This window comes from Saccharopolyspora antibiotica, assembly GCF_047200635.1.
Classification (GTDB): Bacteria; Actinomycetota; Actinomycetes; order Mycobacteriales; family Pseudonocardiaceae; genus Saccharopolyspora_C.
In genome coordinates this window covers 1-23,092 of record NZ_JBJZOI010000010.1, presented here as the reverse complement: position 1 = coordinate 23,092, position 23,092 = coordinate 1, and the positions used below count along the sequence as shown (strand labels likewise).

The following is a 23,092-nucleotide window of genomic DNA, read 5'->3' as shown; positions in this document are numbered from 1 at the left end:
CCCCGCGCGGGCCCGTCAGTTCCGGGCGACGAGCAGGGGGACCAGCTGCTCCGCCTCCGTGAGGGAGCCGTGCTGGCCGCGGAGTGCGGATTCGGCGGGCTCGGCGGTGCCGCGGATGATCGCGGAGTCCCGCATCACGGCGAGGACGTCGCCGATGCGCCGCCGCGCCCGGTCGGTCACCACCGGCCCGAACCAGCCGTCGGCGGCGGCCTGCTCGCCGGTGCGCACCAGCCCGCGCTCGCCGACGGCGGCGCTCCAGGCCGCGAGCACGTCCTCCCGCGCGCCGCGATCGACGTAGACGTGGCGGGCCCGGGCCTCGCCGGCGAGCATCCGCACCCCCTCGGACAGCTCGGGCGTGGTGTCCACGTCGAGCGCCTCGGCGGGGTCGACCCCGACCATGCCGTGATCGGCGGTGACCAGCAGCGCGGCTCCGGCGGGCAGCCGGTTCGCGAGGGTCTCCACGAGCCGGTCGATCTGCGCGAGCTGGATCCGCCAGGACGGCGACCCGGGACCGTGCACGTGGCCGAGCTGGTCGAGGTGCCCGTGGTAGCCGTAGCAGAGCGCGGGGCCTTCGCCGGTGAGCGCGTCGAGGACTTCGGCGCCCAGCTCGCCGAGGGTGCGCACCCCGCGGAACTCCCCGCCGCGCAGCGCGGCGCGGGTCAGTCCGGTGCCGCGGAACTCGGCGGGCACCACGGTCCGCACCCGCACCCCGGCCTCGGCGGCGCGCTCCAGGGCGGTCGGTTCGGGTTGCGCGAGCTCCGGCGGGAACTCGTCGAGCACGTTCCGGTTCCGCCCGGGGGCTTCGCGCACGGCCCAGGCGAGCGGGTGCAGCACGCCCACGGCGGGGTCGGCGAAGGAGTAGCCGACGATGCCGTGCGCCCCGGAGTCGAGTCCGGTTCCCAGCGAGGTGAGGCTGGTGGCGGTGGTGGTGGGAAACCCGGCGCGCAGCGGGGCGCCGGTGGCCAGCGAGGCCAGGAACGGGGCGTCGTCCGCGTGCTCGTGCAGCAGCGACCAGCCGAGCCCGTCGAGGAGCAGCACGGCGACGGCCCGGCACCGCGGGAGGCCGATCCGGTCGATCCCTCCCGCGACGCCGAGCGCGCCGAGCGCCGAGGGCAGCAGGGCCGACAGGGTCCGATCTCCGCCGGGCGTGACCGTCCAGTCCATGCCGCACCTCTTCCTCGTCAGATCCCGAGCGAGCGCCCCACGATCTCCTTCATGATCTCAGTCGTGCCGCCGTAGATGGTCTGCACGCGGGCGTCCAGGTAGGCCTTCGCCACGGGGTACTCCATCATGTACCCGTACCCGCCGTGCAGTTGCAGGCAGCGGTCCACGACCCGCTTGTTGAGCTCGGTGAGCCACCACTTGGCCATCGCGGCGTGCTCGGCGCTCAGCTCCCCGCGCACGTGGTCGGCGACGCAGCGGTCGGCGAACACCCGGCCGATCTGCACCTCGGTCGCCATCTCGGCGAGCTCGAAGCGGGTGTGCTGGAACTTGCCGATGGGGCGGCCGAAGGCGGTGCGGTCCCGGCAGTACTGCTTGGTGATCTCCAGGATCTTCTCGGCTCCGGCGATGGCGCCGGCGGCGATGGACAACCGCTCCTGCGGGAGGTTCTGCATCAGGTAGATGAAGCCCTGGCCCTCCTCGCCGAGCAGGTTGGCGACCGGGACCCGCACGTCGTTGAAGTACAGCTCGGCGGTGTCCTGGGACTTCTGGCCGATCTTCTCCAGGTTGCGGCCGCGCTCGAAGCCGTCCATGCCGCGCTCGACGACCAGCAGGCTGACGCCGTGCGCGCCCGCCTCCGCGTCGGTGCGGGCGGCGACGATCACCAGATCGGCGTTGATGCCGTTGGAGATGAACGTCTTCTGGCCGTTGAGCACGTAGTGGTCGCCGTCGCGGACCGCGGTGGTGCGCATGCCTTGCAGGTCGCTGCCCGCGCCGGGTTCGGTCATGGCGATCGCGGTGATGATCTCCCCGGTGCAGAACCCGGGCAGCCAGCGCTGCTTCTGCTCCTCGGTGGCCAGCCGCGTCAGGTACGGGATGTTGATGTCGTTGTGCACGGGCACGCCGAAGCCGTAGACCCCGGCGCTGACGAGCTCCTCGTCGAACACGACGTTGAACCGGAAGTCGTCGACGCCGCCCCCGCCGTAGGACTCGTCGACGGCCATGCCCAGCAGGCCCTGCGCGCCGGCCGCTCGCCAGGCGTCGCGGCTGACCGCGCCCGCGGCCTCCCACTCCTCCTGGTGCGGGGTGAGTTCCCTGGCGATGAACTCCCGCACGGTCTCGCGGAACGCCTCGTGCTCGTCGTCGAACAGCTCCCTGCGCATGGGGTCACGCTTCCTCTCGGGCCTGGTGGATGGCGCCGGACGCCAGCAGTTCGGTCGCCCCCCGCACGTCCCAGTCCGCCAGCACGGCGGTGCCCGGGGCGGGGATCGGGCGCGGGGGCGCGTTCGGGGTCCGGGAGAACCGGGGGGCGGGCGCGGGCTGCAGCACCCCGCCCGGGCTCGGCAGGGTGCCGCGGGCTCGCACGTGCGGGTGCTCGCTCGCTTCCCGCATGGACAGCACGGGGGCGACGCAGGCGTCGCTGCCGTCGAAGACCTCGGTCCACTCCGCGCGGGTGCGCTGCCGGAAGGTGTCGGCGAGCAGCGCGCGCAGCGCGGGCCAGTTGGCCGGGTCGTCGCGGTCCGGCGCGGTGCCGGCGAGGCCGAGGCGGTCGAGCAGTTCGGCGTAGAACTGCGGTTCCAGCGCACCCACCGCCACGTGCTCGCCGTCCGAGGTCTCGTACACGTCGTAGTAGGGGGCTCCGGTGTCGAGCAGGTTCGTGCCCCGCCGATCGCTCCAGCTCCCGGCCGCGGCGAAGCCGTACAGCATCGAACCCAGGTGCGCCGCACCGTCCACGATGGACGCGTCCACGACCTGCCCGCGCCCGCTGGTGCGGGCCTGGAGCAGCGCGGCCAGCACTCCCACCGCCAGGTACATCGCGCCGCCGCCGAAGTCGCCCACCAGGTTCGCCGGGACCTGCGGGGGCCCGCCGCGGCGGCCGATGGCGTGCAGCATCCCGGTCAGCGCGATGTACCCGATGTCGTGGCCCGCGGTGGCCGCCAGCGGGCCGTCCTGGCCCCACCCGGTCATCCGGCCGAACACCAGCTTCGGGTTGACCTCCCAGCACCGCTCGGGACCGACGCCGAGACGTTCCGCGACGCCGGGACGGAAACCCTCGATGAGCACGTCCGCGCGCTCGACCAGCGCCAGCACCGCCGCCGCGCCGCCCTCGTGCTTGAGGTCCACCGAGATCGCCCGCTTGCCCCGGTCGAGCAGGTCGTGCTCACCCGGTCCGCGGCCGGGCCGGCCGACGCGGATCACGTCCGCGCCCAGGTCCGCCAGCAGCATCCCGCAGAACGGAGCGGGGCCGAGGCCGGCCAGCTCCACCACTCGCACTCCGGCCAGCGGGCCGCCGTTGCCTTCTGCCGTCACGCCTGCACCTCTCCTGCCAGCGGCTCGTCGCCGCGCACGACAACGTGTCGCGACGCAATTAGTGTTACATCGTTGGTGTCACAGCGGTCAAGGAGTATCCTTCCCGACCATGCTCCGCACCGGGGACGAAGAGCTCACCATCGACGAACTGGCCACCCGCGCCGGAGTAACCGTGCGCACCGTGCGGTTCTACGCCTCCCGCGGCCTGCTCCCGCCGCCCCGGCTGCGCGGCAGGCTCGGCCTCTACGGCGGCGATCACCTGGCGCGCCTCGACCTCATCCGCGAGTTGCAGGCGCTGGGATTCACGCTCTCGGCGATCGAACGCCACCTGGAGCGGATCCCGGAGGACGCCACCCCCGAGGACCTGTCGCTGCAGCGAGCGCTGCTCGCGCCGTGGACCAGCGATCAGAGCGAGGACCTCACCCGCCACGAGCTCAGCCAGCGCGCCGGGCGGCAGCTCGACGACGACCTGGTGCACCGGCTCATCTCCCTCGGCATCCTCCAGGAGCTCGACGACGACCTCAGCCGGGTTCGGCTGCCGAACACCGCGATGCTCGGGGTGGGGCTGCAGATTCTCGACCTCGGGCTCCCGCTGGACATGCTGCTGCAGGCCAAGGGCATCGTCGAACAGCACACCACGCAGATCGCCGTCGAGCTGCGCGAGCTGTTCGCGGCCAACGTGCTGCGGCCCTACCTGGAGCGGGGGCGCCCGGAGGACGAGCGCGAACACGTCCGGGTCGCCACCGACCAGCTCCGGCCGCTCACCATCCAGGTCCTCGTCAACGGTTTCCAGAACGCCGTCAACGACGTCATCCGCGACCACGTCTGACTTCTGCGAGGAAGGGAACCTTCCGGTCACCGGTGACGGGGAAGTTCCCCTCCCGCCACCCGCGCTCCCACCGCGAGGAAGGGAACCTTTCTCGCACCGGTGACAGAAAAGCGCCCTTCCTGTCACCTGCCCTCCGGTGCCCGGCCGGGGGCGGGGCGCCCGGCGGTGCGAGCGAGGAATCGCGCCGGGCGAGGAGCGCGGGTGCCCCGGCGGCGCGGCCGGGCCGCCGGATCAACGTCCGCGCGGCCCCGGGCGAGCGGGCTCGCCCGTCCCGGTGGACGGCGCCCGCACGCCCACTGGCCAAAGCGACCTCCCGTGCGGTTTCATCGCCGGAGCGACAGTGACTGGCATCACTGGCCGTGCGAGTGGAGGAACAAAATGAGCACAACCGCGGAGACTGCGGTGCAGGCGCCGCCCGCGACCATTCCGCACTTGTTCACCCGCAACGCCACCGAACACCCCGACCGCCCGGCGCTGACCGCCGACGGCCGCACCTGGACCTGGGGGGAAGCGGCCGAGGCCGTGCACGAGCTCGCCGCCGGGTTCGTCGACCTGGGACTGCGACCCGGCCAGACCGCGGTGCTGATGATGTCCAACAGCGCCGAGCAGTGGCTGGCCGACGTCGCCATCACCCACCTCGGGGCGGTGCCCATCGCGCTGCACCCGGCGCTGAGCTCCGGCGAGGTCCGGGAGGTGACGCGGCACAGCCGCGCGCACATCGCGGTGCTGAGCAACGCCCACCAGGTTCGCCGCTGGTCGGCGGCGCTGCGCGAGCCGGAGGCGCTCAGTCACGTCGTGGTGCTCGACGAGTCCGCGGCCCCCGGGGAGGACGACCGATTCGGCACCTGGGAGGAGCTGAGGGCGCGCGGGCGGGCGCAGCTCGATCGCGATCCGGCGGTGGTGCACCGCCACGCCGAGAACGTCACGCCGGACGCCGCCGCCACCGTGCACTACTCCCCCGACGCGCTCGGCGGCCAGCGCGCGGTGGTGCTCACTCACCGCAACGTGCTCTCGGCCGCTGCCGCGCGGCAGCAGGTGACCGGCGTGCCGCCGCACACGACTTCGCTGTGCTACCTGCCGATGGCGCACATGGCCGAACGCGCCACCAACCTCTACTCCGCGCTCCACGACGTCGCGCACGTGCACTTCTGCGACGGCATCAGCGAGGCGATCCGGTTGCTGCCCCGGGTTCGCCCCCACCTGTTCTTCGGAGTCCCTCGGATGTGGGAGCGGCTGGCCGCGATCGCGCGCACCCTGCCCACCCCGCGCACTCCGGCGGAGAAGCGGGAGGTGCTCGGCGGGCTCGGGCTCGACGGGACCGCGTGGGGCGCGAGCGGAGCGGCGCCGATCCGCCGCGAGGTGCTGGACCTGTTCGCCGGGTTGGGGTTCGAGATCTTCGAGACCTGGGGCTGCGCCGAGTCGAGCGGCTGGGCCACCGCGAACAGCCCGGGGGCGGTCCGCTTCGGAACCGTCGGGAAGGCCCTGCCCGGGATGGAGCTGAGCACCGACGAGGACGGGGAGGTGCTGGTGCGCGGCCCGCAGGTCTGCGCGGGACATCTCCAGGAGGACGGGCTGATCCGGCCGGCCACCGACCGCGACGGCTGGTTGCGCACCGGTGATGTCGGGGCCGCGGCGGGCGGATACCTCACCATCACCGATCGCAAGAGCGAGCTCATCATCAGCTCCGGCGGGGAGAGCGTCGCGCCGAGCGTCGTGGAGAACGCGCTGCGCGCCCACCCCCTGATCGGTCACGCGCTCGCGTTCGGGGAGGGACGTCCGCACGTGGTGGCGTTGCTCGTGCTCGACGAGGACTCCGCGCCGGACTGGGCGCGGGCTCGCGGGATACGCGGCGGGCTCGACGAGCTGGCCCGCCACCCCGAGGTGCTCGCGGAGGTCGAGCGCGCGGTGGCGGCGGCCAACGCGGGGCTCGGCCCGTCCGGGCAGGTGCTCGCCCACCGGCTGCTGGACCGGCCGTGGGGCGCGGAGGGCGGCGAGCTCAGCCCGGCCCTGAAGCTGCGGCGCCGGGTGATCCACGACAAGTACGCCGACCTCCTCGACGCCCTCTACCGCTGACCCCACGCCGCGACTTCCGCGAGGAAGGGAACCTTTCTGCCACCGGTGGCAGAAAGGTTCCCTTCCTGTCACCGTCCGCCTCGTCGTGCGGGTGCGGGTACGGGCCGTCGTGGAGCTGCGGGGACGAGCACTCCGCACACTGTCGAGTGAGCCGCCTCCGCGGTTGCAGCCACTTTTGATCACCCCTCGGTGATCGAGGCGGGTGACACCTCCGCACGATCCGGTGTTCTTCGAGTTCAGGTGCGGAAATCGGCCGCGCGATGCCGATAAATCTGTGCGGAGCAATCCACTCGACCTCTTGGAGGCGCACCGACATGCCTGGCACCCGGTTCATCCGCGGTTTTCTCCTCGCGACGCTGGCCGTCCTCATGCTCACCCCGGCGACGGCGAGCGCGAGTTCGACGACGAGCCACCTCACGCTCACGATCGCGAGCAAGTCCCGCGTCGAAGCGCCGCGCACCGTGTCGCTGCGCTGCGAACCGACCGGCGGCACTCACCCGAAGGCGCAGGCCGCGTGCGCCAGCCTGCTCGCGGCGGCGGGCAACTTCGACTTGGTCGGTCAGGAGCACGCCGGGGCTCCGTGCCCGTTGGTGCTGCGCCCCGTGGTGGCCACCGCGCACGGGACCTGGCAGGGCCGCCCGGTGAAGTTCCAGAAGGAGTTCGGCAACGACTGCGTCGCGGCGACGAACGCGGGTCCGGTCTTCGACTTCTGATCCGCAACAGCCCCGGCTCACGCGCTCCGCGGGGGCCGGCCTGCTGCGCGGAGCAGCCCTGACGAGGCCCTCTGCGGCGGTGGGTTGCTCCGGCCGCACTACCGTGGAGTTCATGGCTCTCGACAACGACGCTCCTCCCGGCCGCCGCTGGCCGCGCCGGATCTACGGAGTCGGTGAGGAACCCGATCCCCGGTTCACGCTCGCCAACGAGCGCACGTTCCTGGCGTGGATCCGCACCGCGTTGGCTCTGATGGCCGCGGGCGTCGGGGTGGAGGCGCTCAACGCCGCCTCGACCACCGGGCCCGATCCGCTGCGCACCTCGTTGGCGGTGCTGCTGGTGCTCGCGGGCGTGGCGTGCAGCGTGGCGGCGTTCGGCAGGTGGATGACGATGGAGCGGGCGCTGCGCAAGAAGGCACCGCTGCCGCCACCCGCGCTGGCGCCCGTGCTCGGCGTCGGGCTGGGCGTGATCGGGGTGAGCGCGATGGTGCTGCTGCTGGTCAGCGGGTTCTGATCGTGGCCGAGCACGAGGGGCCGTGGGATCCGGGCCTGCAGATCGAACGCACGACGCTGGCGTGGCTGCGCACCGGGCTCACCTTCGTGGTGGGCCTGATGGTGCTGCTGCGGCTGCTGGTGCACCGCTCCGCGGTGGCCGCGGCGGTGTGCGCGGCGGTGGCGATCCCGCTGGCCGTGACGATCACGGTGCTGACCTGGCGCAGGCACCGGCAGGCGGAGCGATGCCTGCGGGCGGAGGCCCCGCTGCCGGACGGCGTGCTGCAGGCGGCCTTGACCGGGCTCGCCGTGGTGGCGGGCGGGATCGCGGCGCTGTACGTGCTGCTGACGTGACCGAGCCGGGCCTCGGCGGGCCCGGCTCGGTCGGACGACGGTGGTTCAGGCCACCGCGAGGTCGATCTGCACGTTGCCGCGCACGGCGTTCGAGTAGGGGCAGACGGAGTCGGCCTGCTCGACGAGCTGCTGCGCCTGCTCCCGCTCGACGCCGGGCAGGTGCGCGGTGAGGCTGACGCTGAGCGCGTAGCCGCCGGAGCCGTTGCTGCCGATCCCGACCTGGGCGGTCACCGAGGAGTCGGTGATGTCCGCCTTGGCCTTGCGGGCGACCAGCTGCAGCGCGCCGTGGAAGCACGCCGCGTACCCGGCGGCGAACAGCTGTTCGGGGTTGGTGGAGTCCCCACCGGGCCCGCCCATGTCGCGCGGCACCGCGAGGTCGAGGTCGAGCACCCCGTCGGAGGACCGGGTGCGTCCGCCCCGGCCTTCGCCGGTCGCGGTCGCCTCTGCCGTGTACAGCGCTGCCATCTCAGTCTCCTCGTGTCGTTGTTCCGCGCAGGAGTTCGTCGGCGATGGGTTCGCCCGCGGCGACCGCCGCCTTGGCGCGGCGAGCGGCCTCGTCCACGTTGGTGGTCAGCCGTTCCAGAGCCGCCCGCAGTTCCTCGATCTCGCCGAGCTCCAGGCCGCTGGCGGCGAGCAGGCGGGGCGGGATGCGCTCCGCCTGCTGTCGCAGTTCGCGGCCGGCGCCGGTGAGGCGGATGTCGACGGAGCGCTCGTCGCGGGCGCTCCGCGTCCGTTCCACCAGGCCACCGGCTTCGAGCCGTTTCAGCAGCGGGGACAGGGTCCCGGAATCGAGTCGCAGCCGCGTCCCGAGTTCCTTGACCGCCAGCGAGTCGTGCTCCCAGAGCACCAGCATCACGAGGTACTGCGGGTAGGTCAGGCCCAGCTCGTCGAGGAAGGGCCGGTACAGGTTGGTGAACGAGCGCGACGCGCTGTAGAGCGCGAAGCACACCTGCCGGTCCAGCGACAGCCTCGAGTCCGAACTCATCCGCGCCTCCTGCACGAGATCGACACTAACCCCGGTTTCGATTGCCCGCAACTCAGTTGCGCACAACCATGTGTGAGGAAGGGAGCTTTCCTGTCACCGGTGACAGGAAAGCTCCCTTCCTCGCAGTCCGCGGGGGATGATCTCGGGTGGGTCGCGCGGCCGGAGGCCGGGGTCAGCACTCGATGACGTTGACGGCGAGCCCGCCGCGCGCGGTCTCCTTGTACTTGACCTTCATGTCCCGCCCGGTCTCCCGCATCGTCTTGATCACCTTGTCCAGGGAGACGACGTGGCTGCCGTCGCCGCGCAGCGCCATCCGCGCGGCCGTGACCGCCTTGACCGAGGCCACCGCGTTGCGCTCGATGCACGGGATCTGCACCAGGCCCCCGATGGGGTCGCAGGTGAGGCCGAGGTTGTGCTCCATGGCGATCTCGGCGGCGTTCTCCACCTGCCGCGGAGTCGCCCCGAGCGCCTCGGCGAGCCCGGCGGCGGCCATCGAGCAGGCCGACCCGACCTCGCCCTGGCACCCCACCTCGGCACCGGAGATCGACGCGTTCTCCTTGAACAGCGCACCGACCGCCCCGGCGGCGAGCAGGAACCGCACGACGCCGTCCTCGTCGGCACCGGGCACGAACCGGACGTAGTAGTGCAGCACCGCGGGCACGATCCCCGCCGCTCCGTTGGTGGGCGCCGTGACGACGCGCCCTCCCGCCGCGTTCTCCTCGTTGACCGCGAGCGCGAACAACGTGAGCCACTCCATCGGATCGTCCTGCTCGGTCAGCCCGGCCCGCATCGACGCCGCTCGCCGCGGCACCGCCAGCCCGCCCGGCAGCACGCCGCCGTTGCGGCAACCGTTCTGGACGCACTCCCGCATCACCGACCAGATGTGCAGGAGTTGCGCGCGCACCTGCTCGCGCGAGCGCCAGGACAGCTCGTTGTCGAGCATGAGGTCGCTGATCCGGGCTCCGGTGGCGGCGGCCGCGGCCAGCAGCTCGTCCCCCGTGCGGAACGGGTGCTTCACGGGCGTCTCGTCCGGCTTGATCCGATCGGCACCGCTGGCCTCGTCGTCGACCACGAAACCACCGCCGACGGAGTAGAAGATCGCGCTGCGCAGCTCACCGTCCGCGCCGAACGCCGTGAACCGCATTCCGTTGGGGTGCACCGGCAGGGACTTGCGCCGGTGCATCACCAGGTCGCGGTCCACCGAGAAGCGCAGGCGGTGCGCCCCGGCCAGCAGCAGTCGCCCCTCGGCGCGGACCGCCGCCACCCGGTCCTCGACCGCTGCCGGGTCGACCGTCTCGGGTTCGTGGCCCTCCAGCCCGAGCAGCACCGCCTTCGGGCTGCCGTGTCCGTGCCCGGTCGCGCCGAGCGACCCGAACAACTCGGCCTTCACCCTGGTGACCTGCTCCAGCACGCCGTCGGCGCGCAGTCGCGCGGCGAACGTCCCGGCCGCGCGCATCGGCCCGACGGTGTGGGAGCTCGATGGGCCGATGCCCACCGAGAAGAGGTCGAACACGCTGATCGCCACAGCTCGTCCCCCCGCCCGGCCTACTCGGCACCGGTCAGCCGCGCGTAGTCCTGCGCCGTGAGCACAGCACCGCGCGACTCCGCCCGCACCTCGACCAGCCAGCCACCGCCGAACGGGTCCGCGCCCACCACCGCGGGGTCGTCGGCAGTCGCCTCGTTGACGGCCACGACCTCGCCGGTCACCGGGGCGTAGAGGTCGCTGACCGACTTGGTCGATTCGAGCTCACCGCAGGGCTGGCCGGCTTCGATCCGCTCGCCGACCTCGGGGAGCTGCACGTAGACGATGTCGCCGAGGGCCTCGGCCGCGTACGGGGTGATGCCGATGCGCACCAGGTCGCCGCGGTCCTCGATCCATTCGTGCTCTTCGGTGTAGCCGAGCTGTTCGGGCAGGGGCATGGAGGCTCCTCACCATCGCGGGCACAGGTGTGCCCTGGGGTTCGCGGGCCTCCCCCTCTGTTTCGGAACCTGAGAGCTTCGCCGCTGCGTGGCGGCTTGCACCGTGGGTGCGGCGCCGGAGCGCGCGCTTTCCAGAGTCGCCTCGCCCGGACGGTCATGGGGGCCTGAGAGTGTGCGGGGAGGGCTTGCTCCTTCGGCGCCCTGATCGCTCAGGGGCTCTCCCGCCCGGGTTTCGCGGCGCGTGTTCGGTTGTGTGCGTGCCCGGCAACGATAGACGGGCGCCCCCTCCTGTCAACGCTCTCCGGCGCCGGATCACACGCCGGCCGGGCGCGAGGGGGACGGGGTGGGGCGGATGATGCGGGAAGAGCACGGGCTGAGACAGGAGGCCGCTGGGATGAAGGTCGCGATTCCGCGTGAGGTCAAGAACCACGAGTACCGGGTGGCGTGCACCCCCGCGGGGGTGCACGAGCTGCGCGTCCGCGGCCACGAGGTGTTCGTGGAGACCGGGGCCGGGGAGGGATCGGCGATCCCGGACGAGGAGTACGCCGCGGCGGGCGCGACGCTCGTGCCGACCGCCGGAGACGCGTGGTCCGAGGGCGAGCTGGTGCTCAAGGTGAAGGAACCGGTGCCCTCGGAGTTCCCCCTGCTGCGGGCGGGCCAGGTGCTGTTCACCTACCTGCACCTGGCGGCGTCGGCGGAGCTCACGGCCGAGCTGCTGCGGGCCGAGGTGACCGCGCTCGCCTACGAGACGGTGCAGAGCGCGACGGGCGGCCTGCCGCTGCTGGCACCGATGAGCGAGGTGGCGGGGAGGCTCGCGCCGCAGGTGGGGGCGCAGGCGTTGTTGCGCCCGCAGGGCGGGCGCGGGGTGCTGCCGGGCGGGGTCCCGGGGGTCCCGCCCGCGCGGGTCGTGGTGATCGGCGGCGGGGTCGCGGGGTTGAACGCGGCGAGGGTGGCGCTGGGCATGGGCGCCGAGGTGGAGCTGCTGGACACCAACGTGGACAGGCTCCGGGAGATCGATCGCGACTACCGGGGCTCGATCCGGACGGTCACGTCCAACGGCTACGCGGTGGAGTCGGCGGTGCGCTCGGCGGACCTCGTGATCGGCGCGGTGCTCATCCCGGGCGCTCGGGCGCCGAAGCTGGTGTCGAACGAGCTGGTGGCGAGGCTGAAGCCGGGGTGCGTGCTGGTGGACATCGCGGTCGACCAGGGCGGCTGCTTCGAGGATTCGCGACCGACGACGCACGACGATCCGACGTACCGGGTGCACGACGCGGTGTTCTACTGCGTGGCGAACATGCCGGGTGCCGTGCCGAACACCTCGACCCACGCGCTGACGAACGTGACGTTGCCGTACGCGCTGCGCATCGCCGACGCGGGGTGGCGGGCGGCGTGCCGGGCGGACGCGGCGCTGGCGGCGGGGCTGAGCACGCACGGCGGGTTGTTGCTGAGCGGCGCGGTGGCGCAGGCCCACGGACTGCCCGGCACCGATCCGGCCCGGGTGCTCGCATGATCGGCTTGCGCGACGCGAGCTCACCTGTCCGGGGACCGGTTCGCCGTTTGGTGTGAAGGCGGCCCGCTCGACCAGCCTGGGGGTCACCGGGAGCTGGGCCGCCACTGCCCAGTGTAGGCCACGAAAGCGTGTTTACCGACGTGCGCTGCGTGATCGTCCTGCGGTGCCCGCAGGATGCGCGACGATCACTCGATGCGGTGAGTTCGGTGCAGCCCGCCCGCCGCCCTGCCGATGGGAGTGCGCGAAGGCCGGTGGCGCCCCACCGGCCTCGCGGGGCGGCGGGTCCGCTCTCACCTCCGCGCCTCGCGCGGTGGTGGGACGAGGCGGGGAGACCACGTGGACGAGGCGAGGATGCGGGCCGCGGTGCTGGACCGGCTGGCCCGCCTGGACCGGGTGGCCGACGAGGGCGAGGCCGAGGCGCTGCTGCCGGTGGCCCGGTCCGAGCTGCACCGGCTCCTCGTGGGCCTGCGCGCCCTGCTGGACGCGCACCGCCCGGACGCGGACGGCCGCTGTCCCGCCTGTTCGGGCGCGGTGCGCGGCCGGACCTGGCCCTGCGAGTCGTGGCTGGTGGTGCACCGGATGCTGCTCGGCGATCGCGGCAGCGCCGAACCGGACGCCCGCTCCCGCGGTGCGGCCGTCCCCGGCCCGCAGGCGGGAGCCCGCTCACCCGCCGAGCCCTCGGCCCGGCACCACCGCCGCGATCCCGACGGCGCCCCGGTGAGCGAGTGGCCGATCTCGTGGCCGGGGCACGGCGCCGGATGATTCGCGCACTCCGCCCCATCCGGCCGGACCGGTCAGGCAGGATGGGACAGCCCCGCGTCCGAGTCTGATCGTCCGCGTTCCGCTCGGGGGACGGCGGGGCCGACGACGATGGAGGAGCGCGTGCACGACGGCAGTGGCCGGATCCTGGTGCAGAACCTGAGCAAGAACTTCGGGCCGGTCAGCGCGGTCCGCGATCTCAGCTTCGCCGTGCATCCCGGGGTGGTGACGGGGTTCCTCGGCCCGAACGGTTCCGGCAAGACGACCACGCTGCGCATGGTGCTGGGGCTGGTGAACCCGACCTCGGGCAGCGCCACCGTCAACGGGGTGCCCTTCACGCACCTGCGCAATCCCGCCACCGTGGTGGGCGCGGTGCTGGAGGCGCAGAGCTTCCACCCGTCGCGCAGCGCCCGCAACCACCTGCGCTGCTACGCGGCGGCGATGAACGTGCCCGACCAGCAGGTCGACCAAGCCCTGAACCTCGTCGGCCTCAGCGGCGCCGCGGAGCGCGCGGCGGGCGGGTACTCGCTGGGCATGAGGCAGCGGCTGGCGCTGGCCACGGCGCTGCTCGGCGATCCGCAGGTGCTGATCCTGGACGAGCCCGCCAACGGGCTGGACCCGGAGGGCATCGCGTGGCTGCGGGGCTTCCTGAAGTCCTTCGCCGCCTCCGGCCGCACCGTGCTGGTCTCCAGCCACCTGCTGCGGGAGATGGAGCACACCGTCGATCACGTGGTCATCGTCAGCCGCGGTCAGTGCGTCTACAACGGCGACCTCGATCAGCTGCGGGCGCAGCAGCGCAGCCGCGTGCTGGTGCAGGCGGGCGACCCCGCCGTCCTGGTGCAGGCGCTGCGGGCGGCGGGGCTCGGCGTGGAGCAGGTACCGGACGGGCGGATCGCGGTGCTGGGCTCGGATTCCCGCTCGGTGGCCGAGCTGGCGCTGCAGGCGGGGGTCGCGATCTACGGGATGCAGGAGGAGCAGGTCGATTTGGAACGGCTGTTCTTCCAGCTCACCAGCGGTCAGTACGTCGGCGACCAGTACTCGCCGCCGGGCGGTCCGCCACCCGGCGGTGGCTACGACCCGTACCAGCAGCACAGCGGATTCGGGGGTGGCATCTGATGGACGGCCTGGTCAAGTCCGAGTTCCGGAAGATCTTCACCACCAACCTCTGGTGGGCGCTGCTGATCCCGGTGGCGCTGCTCAGCTTCGGGGCGAGCTGGATGGGCACCGGCTTCGGCTACATGTCCACGATCGAGCAGGAGATCGGTCGGCCGCTGCCGCTGGGCCTGCTGACGATGTCGATGTCGACGAACTTCAGCACGATCTTCGCCGCGCTGGTGGGGGCGCTGGCGTTCTCCGGGGAGCACCGGAACAAGAGCATCACCACCACCTACCTCACGGGGAACCCGCGGGGCGCGGTGCTGGTGGCGAAGCTCATCGCCTACACCAACCTGGGACTGCTCTACGGGTTGGCGAACGTGCTGTCCGCGAGCCTGGGCGCGCTGGCCGGTGCCGGGGTGGACGGCTTCGGCGAGGGCACCGACTGGTTCGTGGTGTGCGCGGCGGGCCTGCTGGCGATGGTGCTGTGGACGTTGCTCGGCGTCGGGTTCGGCGCGGTCGTGGCGAACCCGGTGATCGTGATCATCGTGCTGCTGGTCTACAAGTTCGTGTTCGAGTTCGTCGTGGATCTGTTCCTGATCGGGTCCGACGCGACCGCGGTGAGCGCGTACCTGCCGGGCGCGGCGGGCAGCGGGATCGTCGGGAACCTCGCGGTGCCGATCTTCATCAGCGCGACGGCGGGCGCCGACGAGCAGTACGTGCCGCAGGGGTTGTTCGAGGCGTTGCACTTCCTGTTCGGCGGCTCCTACGCGCACCCGTGGTGGCTGAGCCTGCTGACCTTCGCGGGCTACGTGGCGCTGTTCGTCGTGGGCGGCTGGTACTTCAGCCGGCGTCGCGACATCACCTGAGGGTCCCGCGATTCGGGTGCGGGGAGGTTCCCCTCCTCGCTCCCGTTGCGGGGAGGTTCCCCTCCGCGGGCCGGGGCCCGGTCGGGTGCCGCGGGGTGTCGGTGCGGGGACCTAACCTGGCGTGGTGAGCGACTCCGGCAGCGAACACCCCCGTCCTGGTTGGATCCGTCGGCTCTCCACCGCCTGCTGGCGCCACCCGGTCGCGGTGTCGCTCGCGATGGGCGCATCGGTGGGGGCGATGGGCCTGGAAGCGCTGGTGCCGCTGATCACGAAGGCGGCGGTGGACGACGCGGTCGCGGGCGTCACGGGCCGGCTGTGGTGGCTGGCGGGGGCATTGGCGCTGCTGGGCGTGGTCCGGTTCGGCGCGGCGTTCGTGCGCCGCTACTCGGCGGGCCGGTTGGCGCTGGACGTGCAGCACGACCTGCGGCGCGCGGTGTTCGCCTCGGTGCAGCGGCTGGACGGCGGCAAGCAGGACGCGCTGCGCACGGGCCAGGTGGCGTCCCGGGCGATCACCGACCTGCAGCTGGTGTACGCGCTGCTGGCGATGCTGCCGATGGCGGCGGGCACGGTGGTGCTGCTGGTGTTCGCGCTGGTGGCGATGCTGTGGCTGTCGCCGGTGCTGACGCTGGTGATCCTGGTGGTGGTGCCGCTGATCGCGCTGGTGACGGCGCGCAGCCGGAAGAGGTTGTTCCCGGCGACGTGGTCGGCGCAGCAGCGGGCCGCGGACATCGCCCAGCAGGTCGAGGAGACCGTGGCCGGGGTCCGGGTGGTGAAGGGCTTCGGGCAGGAGGCCCGCGAGGTGTCCCGGCTGGAGTCGAGGGCGCGGCGGTTGTTCGCGGAGCGGTTGCGCACGGCGCGGATGACGTCGTTCCCGCAGGCGAGCCTGTCGGTGCTGCCCGCGGCGGGCCAGGTCGGGGTGCTGGGGCTCGGCGGCTGGATGGCGTTGCAGGGTCAGGTCGGGCTGGGCACGTTCGTGGCGTTCGCGGCGTACATGGCGATGCTGGGCGGCCCGGCGCGGATGATGGCGAGCGTGCTGGTGCAGGGCCAGCTGACCCGCGCGGGCGTGGAGCGGATCGCGGATCTGATCGATTCCCGCCCCGACGTCCGGGACCGGCCGGGGGCGGTGCGGTTGCCCGAGGCTCCGCTGCGGGTGCGGCTGGCGGACGTGGACTTCGGCTACACCCGCGACCGGCGGGTGCTGCGCGAGGTCTCGGTGCAGGTGGAGCCGGGCGAGACGGTGGCGTTGGTGGGGCCGGCGGGCTCGGGCAAGTCCACGGTGTCGCTGCTGCTGCCGCGCTTCTACGACGTGCAGCGGGGCGCGGTGCGGATCGGTGCCGCTGACGGCGGACCGGAGCACGACGTGCGCGACGTGCGGCTGGAGTCGTTGCGCGCCGCGGTGGGGGTGGTGTTCGAGGAGGCGTTCCTGTTCTCGGACACGATTCGCGGCAACATCGCCTACGGGCGGCCGGACGCCTCGGACGCGGAGGTGGAGGCCGCGGCGCGGGCGGCGGAGGCGCACGGGTTCGTCTCGGCGCTGCCGGAGGGCTACGACACGGTGGTCGGCGAGCGCGGGTTGACGTTGTCGGGCGGGCAGCGGCAGCGGGTGGCGCTGGCGAGGGCGCTGCTGTCGGATCCGCGCATCCTGGTGCTCGACGACGCGACCTCGGCGGTGGATCCGGCGACGGAGGCGGCGATCCACGAGACGCTGCGCTCGGTGACGGCGCAGCGCACCACCCTGCTGATCGCGCACCGGCGTTCGACGCTGGCGCTGGCGGACCGGATCGCGGTGCTGGACGCGGGCCGGGTGGTGGACGTGGGCACGCAGCGGGAGCTGGAGGAGCGTTGCGAGCTGTTCCGCTCGCTGCTGGCGGGCCCGGGCGAGTCGATCGACACGGCCTGCGCCGGCGGCGCGGAGGAGTGCGCCGACGACGGGCCGACTCCGGCGCTGTGGCCGAAGCAGCCGGAGCCGGAGGCCGACGCGGGCGCTGGTTCCCCGCTGACCCCGGAGTTGGCGGCCGGGCTGGACCGGCTCCCGGCGGCGGAGGACGCGCCGCGGTTGCCGGGCGTGGACGCGACCGCGCCGGATCCGGGGTTCCGGTTGGCGCGGTTGCTGCGCCCGATCCGCTGGGGCCTGGCGCTGACGGTGCTGCTGGTGGCGGCCGACGCGCTGGGGTCGATCGCGCTGCCCTCCCTGGTGCGGCGGGGCGTGGACTCGGGCGTGGGCGCGGGCGATCCGGTGACGCTGTGGCAGGTGACGGCGATCGGCGGGGCGATCGCGCTGGTCAGCTGGCTGGTGATCAAGGCGCAGACGGTGGTGACGGCCCGCACCGGGGAGACCCTGCTGTACCTGTTGCGGGTGCGCAGCTACGCGCACCTGCAGCGGCTGGGCCTGGACTACTACGAGCGGGAGCTCGCGGGCCGGATCATGACGCGGATGACGACGGACGTGGACGCGCTGTCGTCGTTCCTGCAGACGGGCCTGGCCACGGCGGTGGTCAGCGGTTTCACCATCGTGGGCATCGCGGTGGCGCTGCTGGTGACGGACCTGTCGCTGGCGCTGCTGGCGCTGGCGGTGCTGCCGCTGCTGGTGGTGGCGACGGTGATCTTCCGGCGGGCGTCGTCGACGGCGTACGCGGAGGCGCGGGAGCGCGTCAGCACGGTGAACGCGGACCTGCAGGAGAACGTCTCGGGGTTGCGGGTGGCGCAGGCGCATCGCCGCGAGAGGTATTCGGCGAAGCTGTTCGCGCAGCGCAGCGACGCCTACCGCCGGTCGAGGCTGCGGGCGCAGCGCTACATCGCCACCTACTTCCCGTTCACGGCGCTGCTCTCGGAGCTGGCGCAGGCGGTGGTGCTGGGGGCCGGTGCGACGCGGGTGGCCCAGGGCGAGCTGACGGCGGGCGTGCTGGTGGCGTTCCTGCTGTACCTGGGGATGTTCTTCTCGCCGGTGCAGCAGCTCTCGGGCGTGTTCGACGGTTACCAGCAGGCTCGGGTGGGGTTGCGCCGCATCGGGGACCTGCTGCGCACGCCGACCTCGGTCCCGCAGGCGGCGGAGCCGCTGGCGGTGCCGGCCCGGCTGGCCGGTGAGGTGGAGTTGCGCTCGGTCTCGTTCCAGTACCCGGGCACGGACCGGCCCGCGCTGCGGGACGTCTCGTTGCGGGTCGCCGCGGGCACCACGGTGGCGCTGGTGGGGCCGACGGGCGCGGGCAAGTCGACGCTGGTGAAGCTGCTGGCCCGGTTCTACGACGTGACCGACGGAGAGCTGCTGGTCGACGGGGTGGACGTGCGGCGCTACGACCTGACCGGCTTCCACCACCGGTTGGCCGTCGTCCCCCAGGAGGGCTACCTGTTCGCGGGGGACGTGGCCTCGAACATCGCCTACGGCCACCCGGCGGCCTCGGACGCCGAGGTGGAGCGCGCGGCGCGGGACGTGGGGGCACTACCGGGGATCACGATGTTGCACGGCGGCTTCCGCCAGCAGGTCGGTGAGCGGGGGCGGGAGCTGTCGGCGGGTCAGCGGCAGCTGGTGGCGCTGGCCCGCGCGGAGCTGGTGGGCCCGGACCTGCTGCTGCTGGACGAGGCGACGGCGGCGCTGGATCCGGCGACGGAGTCGCTGGTGGTCTCGGCGAGCGACCGGGCGGCGGCGCGGCGGACGACGTTCGTGGTGGCGCACCGGCTGGGCACGGCGGCGCGGGCGGATCGGATCGTGGTCATCGACGGGGGCCGCGTGGTGGAGGAGGGCGCGCACGAGGAGCTGATCGCGCTGGACGGGCACTACGCGCGGTTGTGGCGGGCCGGTGACCAGGCGCTCGGCGAGGAGGTCCCGGGCGAGCCGCACGAGGTCGTGCGCTCGTCCTCCTGAGCGGGGCCTCGCGGTGACGGGAACCCGCCCCGGGGATCACCGAGCAGGGCGGTTCGGGCACGCCGCGTGACCGGTTCCCGCGAATCGGACGACATCATCTCGCAAGGCGGGAACACCGGTTGTCACCGAAACGTTGTAGTGCGCGGGTGCGACAGAGGGATCGGAGAGCGACCGGGTACCCGGTGAGGAGTCGGCGCGCAGCACGGGAGACCGGTGATCCACCTCGCCCCCGCGGAGGGGTCGGGATTGCCTGGTGAGGGGTTTTCCTGATCGATCCTGTGACCGAGCTCTTCCCCGGCAGGTCCGCACTGTGTGCCAACCGCACGAATCGGACCGCTAGCCTGGTGCTTGAGTGTGTGTACATCACGAGCAGATGGATCGAGGCGAACGCCAGCCGTGTCCAGCAGCAGCCCTGCGTCACAGTTCGGCCCCAACGAGTGGTTGATCGAGGAGATGTACGAGCAGTACCTCCAGGATCCCGCTTCGGTGGACTCCGCGTGGCACGAGTTCTTCGCCGACTACAAGCCGGGGCAGGCGACCTCGGTCTCGGTAGCCGCTGACAACCCGTCCACCGCGGCAGCCGCCGGGTCGACCGCGACCACGACGACGGTGTCGGGAACGACGACTGCGACGGCCCCGCGCAGCGCGGGCAACGGGCAGGCCCGCCCGGCCGCCGCGCCCGCGGCACCGGCGGCGCCCGCGGCGAAGCCGTCGCCGAAGCAGGCCGCGAAGGCCGCTCCCGTGAAGAGCTCCGGGAACGGCGAGGAGGCCAAGCCGCTGCGCGGTGCCGCCGCGGCGATCGCCAAGAACATGGAGCAGTCGCTGGAGGTGCCGACCGCGACGAGCGTGCGCGCGGTTCCGGCGAAGCTGCTGTTCGACAACCGCATCGTGATCAACAATCACCTCAAGCGGAACAAGGGCGGCAAGGTCTCGTTCACGCACCTCATCGGCTACGCGCTGGTGCGGGCGGTGCGGGACTTCCCGAACATGAACCGGCACTACGGGGAGGACGCCAAGGGCAAGCCCGCGGCGATCACCCCGGAGCACGTGAACCTCGGTCTCGCGATCGACCTGCCCGCCAAGGACGGCTCGCGCAACCTCGTGGTGGCCTCCATCAAGGGCTGCGAGGAGATGACCTTCCAGCAGTTCTGGCAGGCCTACGAGGACATGATCCGCAAGGCCCGCACCGGTGGGCTGACCGCGGACGACTTCGCGGGCACCACGATCTCGCTGACGAACCCGGGCCCCTCGGGCACGAACCACTCGGTGCCGCGGCTGACCAAGGGCCAGTCCGCGATCATCGGCGTCGGGGCGATGGACTACCCGGCCGAGTTCCAGGGCGCCTCGGAGCGGGCCCTGGTCGAGATGGGCATCAGCAAGATCGTCACGCTGACCTCGACCTACGACCACCGGGTCATCCAGGGCGCGGAGTCCGGTGACTTCCTGCGCAAGGTGCACCAGCTGCTGCTGGGCGAGGACGGGTTCTTCGACGACATCTTCTCGTCGCTGCGCATCCCGTACGAGCCGATCCGCTGGACCCAGGACATCCCGGAAGGCGCGGTGGACAAGACCGCCCGGGTCCTGGAGCTGATCGACGCCTACCGCACCCGCGGTCACCTGATGGCCGACATCGACCCGCTGAACTACCGGCAGCGCAGGCACGCCGACCTCGACGTCCTCTCGCACAGCCTCACCCTGTGGGACCTGGACCGGGAGTTCCCGGTCGGCGGTTTCGCGGGCAAGGAGCGCATGTCGCTGCGCGACGTGCTCGGGGTGCTGCGCGACTCGTACTGCCGCACGGTCGGCGTCGAGTACATGCACATCCTGGAGCCGGACGAGCGCGACTGGCTGCAGAAGCGGGTGGAGAAGCCGCACGAGAAGCCCGAGCAGTCCGAGCAGAAGTACATCCTCTCGAAGCTCAACGCCGCCGAGGCGTTCGAGACCTTCCTGCAGACCAAGTACGTCGGGCAGAAGCGGTTCTCGCTGGAGGGCGCCGAGACGGTGGTCCCGCTGCTGGACGCGGTGCTGGACTCCTCGGCCGCCGCCGACCTCGACGAGGTCGTCATCGGCATGCCGCACCGCGGTCGCCTCAACGTGCTGGCCAACATCGTCGGCAAGCCCATCTCGCAGATCTTCCGCGAGTTCGAGGGCAACCTCGACCCGGGCCAGGCGCACGGTTCCGGTGACGTCAAGTACCACCTGGGCGCGGAGGGCAAGTACTTCCGCATGTTCGGCGACGGCGAGACGAAGGTGTCGCTGACCTCGAACCCCTCGCACCTGGAGGCCGTGGACCCGGTGCTGGAGGGCATCGTCCGCGCCAAGCAGGACATCCTGGACAAGGGCCAGGAGGGCTTCACGGTGCTGCCGGTGCTGCTGCACGGCGACGCCGCGTTCGCCGGTCAGGGCGTGGTCGCCGAGACGCTGAACCTGTCGCTGCTGCGCGGCTACCGCACCGGCGGAACCGTGCACGTGATCGTGAACAACCAGGTCGGCTACACCACCGCCCCGGAGCACTCGCGGTCGAGCAAGTACTCGACGGACGTGGCGAAGATGATCGGTTCGCCGGTCTTCCACGTCAACGGCGACGACCCCGAGGCCTGCGTCTGGGTGGCGAAGCTGGCGGTGGAGTACCGCCAGGCGTTCGGCAAGGACGTCGTGATCGACATGGTCTGCTACCGCCGTCGCGGTCACAACGAGGGCGACGACCCGTCGATGACGCAGCCGGCGATGTACGACGCCATCGACAAGATGCGCAGCGTGCGCAAGACCTACACCGAGTCCCTCATCGGCCGCGGCGACATCACCGTCGAGGAGGCCGAGAAGGCGCTCAAGGACTACGCCAGTCAGCTGGAGCACGTCTTCAACGAGGTCCGCGAGCTGGAGAAGCACCCGCCGGAGCCGAGCCCCTCGGTGGAGTCCGAGCAGGTGGTGCCGACCAAGCTGATCACCGCGATCTCCAAGGACACCCTGGAGCGCATCGCCGACGCGCACGTCAACCTGCCCGACGGCTTCACCCCGCACTCGCGGGTCAAGCCGGTGCTGGAGCGGCGCGCGAAGATGGCCCGCGAGGGCGAGATCGACTGGGGCTTCGGCGAGCTGCTCGCCTTCGGCTCCCTGGCGATGGAAGGCCGCCCGGTGCGGCTGACCGGCCAGGACTCGCGCCGGGGCACCTTCGGCCAGCGGCACTCGGTGCTCATCGACCGCAAGACCGGTTCCGAGTACACGCCGCTGCAGAACCTCGGTGCGGACCAGGCGAAGTTCCTCGTCTACGACTCGGCGCTGTCCGAGTTCGCCGCGATGGGCTTCGAGTACGGCTACTCGGTCGCCTACCCCGACGCCCTGGTGGCGTGGGAGGCGCAGTTCGGCGACTTCTTCAACGGCGCCCAGTCGATCATCGACGAGTTCATCTCGTCCGGTGAGGCCAAGTGGGGCCAGCGCTCCGACGTGGTGCTGCTGCTGCCGCACGGCCACGAGGGCCAGGGGCCCGACCACAGCTCGGCGCGCATCGAGCGCTGGCTGCAGCTGTGCGCGGAGGGTTCGATGACGGTGGCGCTGCCGTCGACCCCGGCGAACCACTTCCACCTGCTGCGCAGGCACTCGCTGGACGGCATCAACCGTCCGCTGGTGGTGTTCACGCCGAAGTCGATGCTGCGGATGAAGGCCGCGACCAGCTCGGTCACCGACTTCACCGAGGGCAAGTTCACCTCGGTGATCGACGACCCGTCACGGCCCGACCCGTCGGCGGTGCGCCGGATCGTGCTCTGCTCCGGCAAGCTCTACTACGAGCTGGCCGCCGAGAAGGAGAAGCAGGGCCACACCGACACGGCCGTGGTGCGGCTGGAGCAGCTGTACCCGCTGCCGCACCGCAAGCTGGGCGCGCTGCTGGAGCGCTACCCCAACGCCACCGACGTCCGGTGGGCGCAGGAGGAGCCGGCGAATCAGGGTCCGTGGCCGTTCCTCGGCCTGGCGCTGCCGGAGCTGTTCCCCGAGCGGCTGCGCGATCTGCGGCGCGTGTCGCGGCGTCCGATGGCCGCCCCGGCCACCGGCCTCAAGGCGGTCCACGACGTCGAGCAGGCCGAGGTCGTCCAGAACGCCTTCGCCTGATCGTCTGAACGACGCGGTACCCGAGCGGGGGGGGGGGGGGGGGCCCCCCCCCCCCCCCCCCC

The 23,092-nt window shown here is 72.3% G+C and carries 18 protein-coding genes and 1 riboswitch; of the genes, 11 read left to right on the top strand and 7 right to left on the bottom strand.

The annotated features are described in order from the left end of the window. Nucleotides 1-15: 15 nt before the first annotated feature. The 3 genes from ACL03H_RS10070 to ACL03H_RS10060 are packed head-to-tail and all read right to left on the bottom strand — an operon-like array spanning nucleotide 16 to nucleotide 3,471. Nucleotides 16-1,164: an alkaline phosphatase family protein gene (locus ACL03H_RS10070; protein ID WP_412810879.1), complete on the bottom strand. Its 1,149-nt coding sequence runs from the start codon at nucleotides 1,162-1,164 to the stop codon at nucleotides 16-18. Nucleotides 1,165-1,181: 17 nt separating this feature from the next. Continuing rightward, nucleotides 1,182-2,324, bottom strand: coding sequence for an acyl-CoA dehydrogenase family protein (locus ACL03H_RS10065; RefSeq protein WP_412810878.1), 1,143 nt, complete (start codon nucleotides 2,322-2,324; stop codon nucleotides 1,182-1,184). A gap of 4 nt (nucleotides 2,325-2,328) precedes the next feature. Continuing rightward, nucleotides 2,329-3,471, bottom strand: coding sequence for a CaiB/BaiF CoA transferase family protein (locus ACL03H_RS10060; RefSeq protein WP_412810877.1), 1,143 nt, complete (start codon nucleotides 3,469-3,471; stop codon nucleotides 2,329-2,331). A 109-nt stretch (nucleotides 3,472-3,580) separates the two neighbouring features. Here ACL03H_RS10060 and ACL03H_RS10055 point away from each other — a divergent pair, with 109 nt between their 5' ends. The 5 genes from ACL03H_RS10055 to ACL03H_RS10035 all read left to right on the top strand — a co-directional run bounded on the left by ACL03H_RS10055 (nucleotide 3,581) and on the right by ACL03H_RS10035 (nucleotide 7,929). Beyond that, complete coding sequence (locus ACL03H_RS10055; RefSeq protein ID WP_412810876.1) at nucleotides 3,581-4,300, top strand: MerR family transcriptional regulator; 720 nt, start codon at nucleotides 3,581-3,583, stop codon at nucleotides 4,298-4,300. 378 nt (nucleotides 4,301-4,678) lie between these two features. Further along, on the top strand, nucleotides 4,679-6,373 hold the full coding sequence (locus ACL03H_RS10050; RefSeq protein WP_412810875.1) for an AMP-dependent synthetase/ligase: 1,695 nt from the start codon (nucleotides 4,679-4,681) through the stop codon (nucleotides 6,371-6,373). Between the two features lie 314 nt (nucleotides 6,374-6,687). Continuing rightward, nucleotides 6,688-7,086: an SSI family serine proteinase inhibitor gene (locus ACL03H_RS10045; protein WP_412810874.1), complete on the top strand. Its 399-nt coding sequence runs from the start codon at nucleotides 6,688-6,690 to the stop codon at nucleotides 7,084-7,086. A gap of 112 nt (nucleotides 7,087-7,198) precedes the next feature. Then, complete coding sequence (locus tag ACL03H_RS10040) at nucleotides 7,199-7,597, top strand: YidH family protein (RefSeq protein ID WP_412810873.1); 399 nt, start codon at nucleotides 7,199-7,201, stop codon at nucleotides 7,595-7,597. 2 nt (nucleotides 7,598-7,599) lie between these two features. Next, the gene (locus tag ACL03H_RS10035; RefSeq protein ID WP_412810872.1) at nucleotides 7,600-7,929 is read left to right on the top strand and encodes a DUF202 domain-containing protein; all 330 of its coding nucleotides are present in this window, start codon (nucleotides 7,600-7,602) and stop codon (nucleotides 7,927-7,929) included. A gap of 45 nt (nucleotides 7,930-7,974) precedes the next feature. Here ACL03H_RS10035 and ACL03H_RS10030 read toward each other — a convergent pair whose 3' ends face one another. The 4 genes from ACL03H_RS10030 to gcvH all read right to left on the bottom strand — a co-directional run bounded on the left by ACL03H_RS10030 (nucleotide 7,975) and on the right by gcvH (nucleotide 10,834). Further along, nucleotides 7,975-8,394: an organic hydroperoxide resistance protein gene (locus tag ACL03H_RS10030; RefSeq protein WP_412810871.1), complete on the bottom strand. Its 420-nt coding sequence runs from the start codon at nucleotides 8,392-8,394 to the stop codon at nucleotides 7,975-7,977. 1 nt (nucleotide 8,395) lies between these two features. Next, a complete protein-coding gene (locus ACL03H_RS10025) occupies nucleotides 8,396-8,914 on the bottom strand; it encodes a MarR family winged helix-turn-helix transcriptional regulator (RefSeq protein ID WP_412810870.1) in 519 nt (172 codons plus the stop codon). A gap of 172 nt (nucleotides 8,915-9,086) precedes the next feature. Then, nucleotides 9,087-10,439, bottom strand: coding sequence for an L-serine ammonia-lyase (locus ACL03H_RS10020; RefSeq protein WP_412810869.1), 1,353 nt, complete (start codon nucleotides 10,437-10,439; stop codon nucleotides 9,087-9,089). 20 nt (nucleotides 10,440-10,459) lie between these two features. Continuing rightward, nucleotides 10,460-10,834, bottom strand: coding sequence for a glycine cleavage system protein GcvH (gcvH, locus tag ACL03H_RS10015; protein WP_412810868.1), 375 nt, complete (start codon nucleotides 10,832-10,834; stop codon nucleotides 10,460-10,462). A gap of 141 nt (nucleotides 10,835-10,975) precedes the next feature. Further along, a riboswitch (glycine riboswitch) is annotated at nucleotides 10,976-11,068 on the bottom strand. Between the two features lie 160 nt (nucleotides 11,069-11,228). On the opposite strand from gcvH, the gene ald reads away from it, so the two are divergent. The 6 genes from ald (at nucleotide 11,229) to ACL03H_RS09985 (ending at nucleotide 23,030) form a co-directional block, all read left to right on the top strand. Further along, the gene (gene ald / locus ACL03H_RS10010; protein ID WP_412810867.1) at nucleotides 11,229-12,344 is read left to right on the top strand and encodes an alanine dehydrogenase; all 1,116 of its coding nucleotides are present in this window, start codon (nucleotides 11,229-11,231) and stop codon (nucleotides 12,342-12,344) included. 336 nt (nucleotides 12,345-12,680) lie between these two features. Next, entirely contained in the window at nucleotides 12,681-13,106 is a 426-nt protein-coding gene (locus ACL03H_RS10005) for a hypothetical protein (protein WP_412810866.1), read from the top strand. Between the two features lie 120 nt (nucleotides 13,107-13,226). Next, nucleotides 13,227-14,219 (top strand): ABC transporter ATP-binding protein, encoded by a 993-nt coding sequence (locus tag ACL03H_RS10000; RefSeq protein WP_412810865.1) that lies wholly within the window; start codon nucleotides 13,227-13,229, stop codon nucleotides 14,217-14,219. Further along, nucleotides 14,219-15,067, top strand: coding sequence for an ABC transporter permease (locus ACL03H_RS09995; RefSeq protein WP_412810864.1), 849 nt, complete (start codon nucleotides 14,219-14,221; stop codon nucleotides 15,065-15,067). The genes ACL03H_RS10000 and ACL03H_RS09995 overlap by 1 nt, the downstream gene beginning before the upstream one ends. A 121-nt stretch (nucleotides 15,068-15,188) precedes the next feature. Next, entirely contained in the window at nucleotides 15,189-18,926 is a 3,738-nt protein-coding gene (locus ACL03H_RS09990; protein ID WP_412810863.1) for an ABC transporter ATP-binding protein, read from the top strand. A 453-nt stretch (nucleotides 18,927-19,379) separates the two neighbouring features. After that, nucleotides 19,380-23,030 carry a multifunctional oxoglutarate decarboxylase/oxoglutarate dehydrogenase thiamine pyrophosphate-binding subunit/dihydrolipoyllysine-residue succinyltransferase subunit gene (locus ACL03H_RS09985; protein ID WP_412810862.1) on the top strand — a complete coding sequence of 1,217 codons (3,651 nt, stop codon included), beginning with the start codon at nucleotides 19,380-19,382 and terminating at the stop codon, nucleotides 23,028-23,030. Nucleotides 23,031-23,092 lie beyond the last annotated feature (62 nt).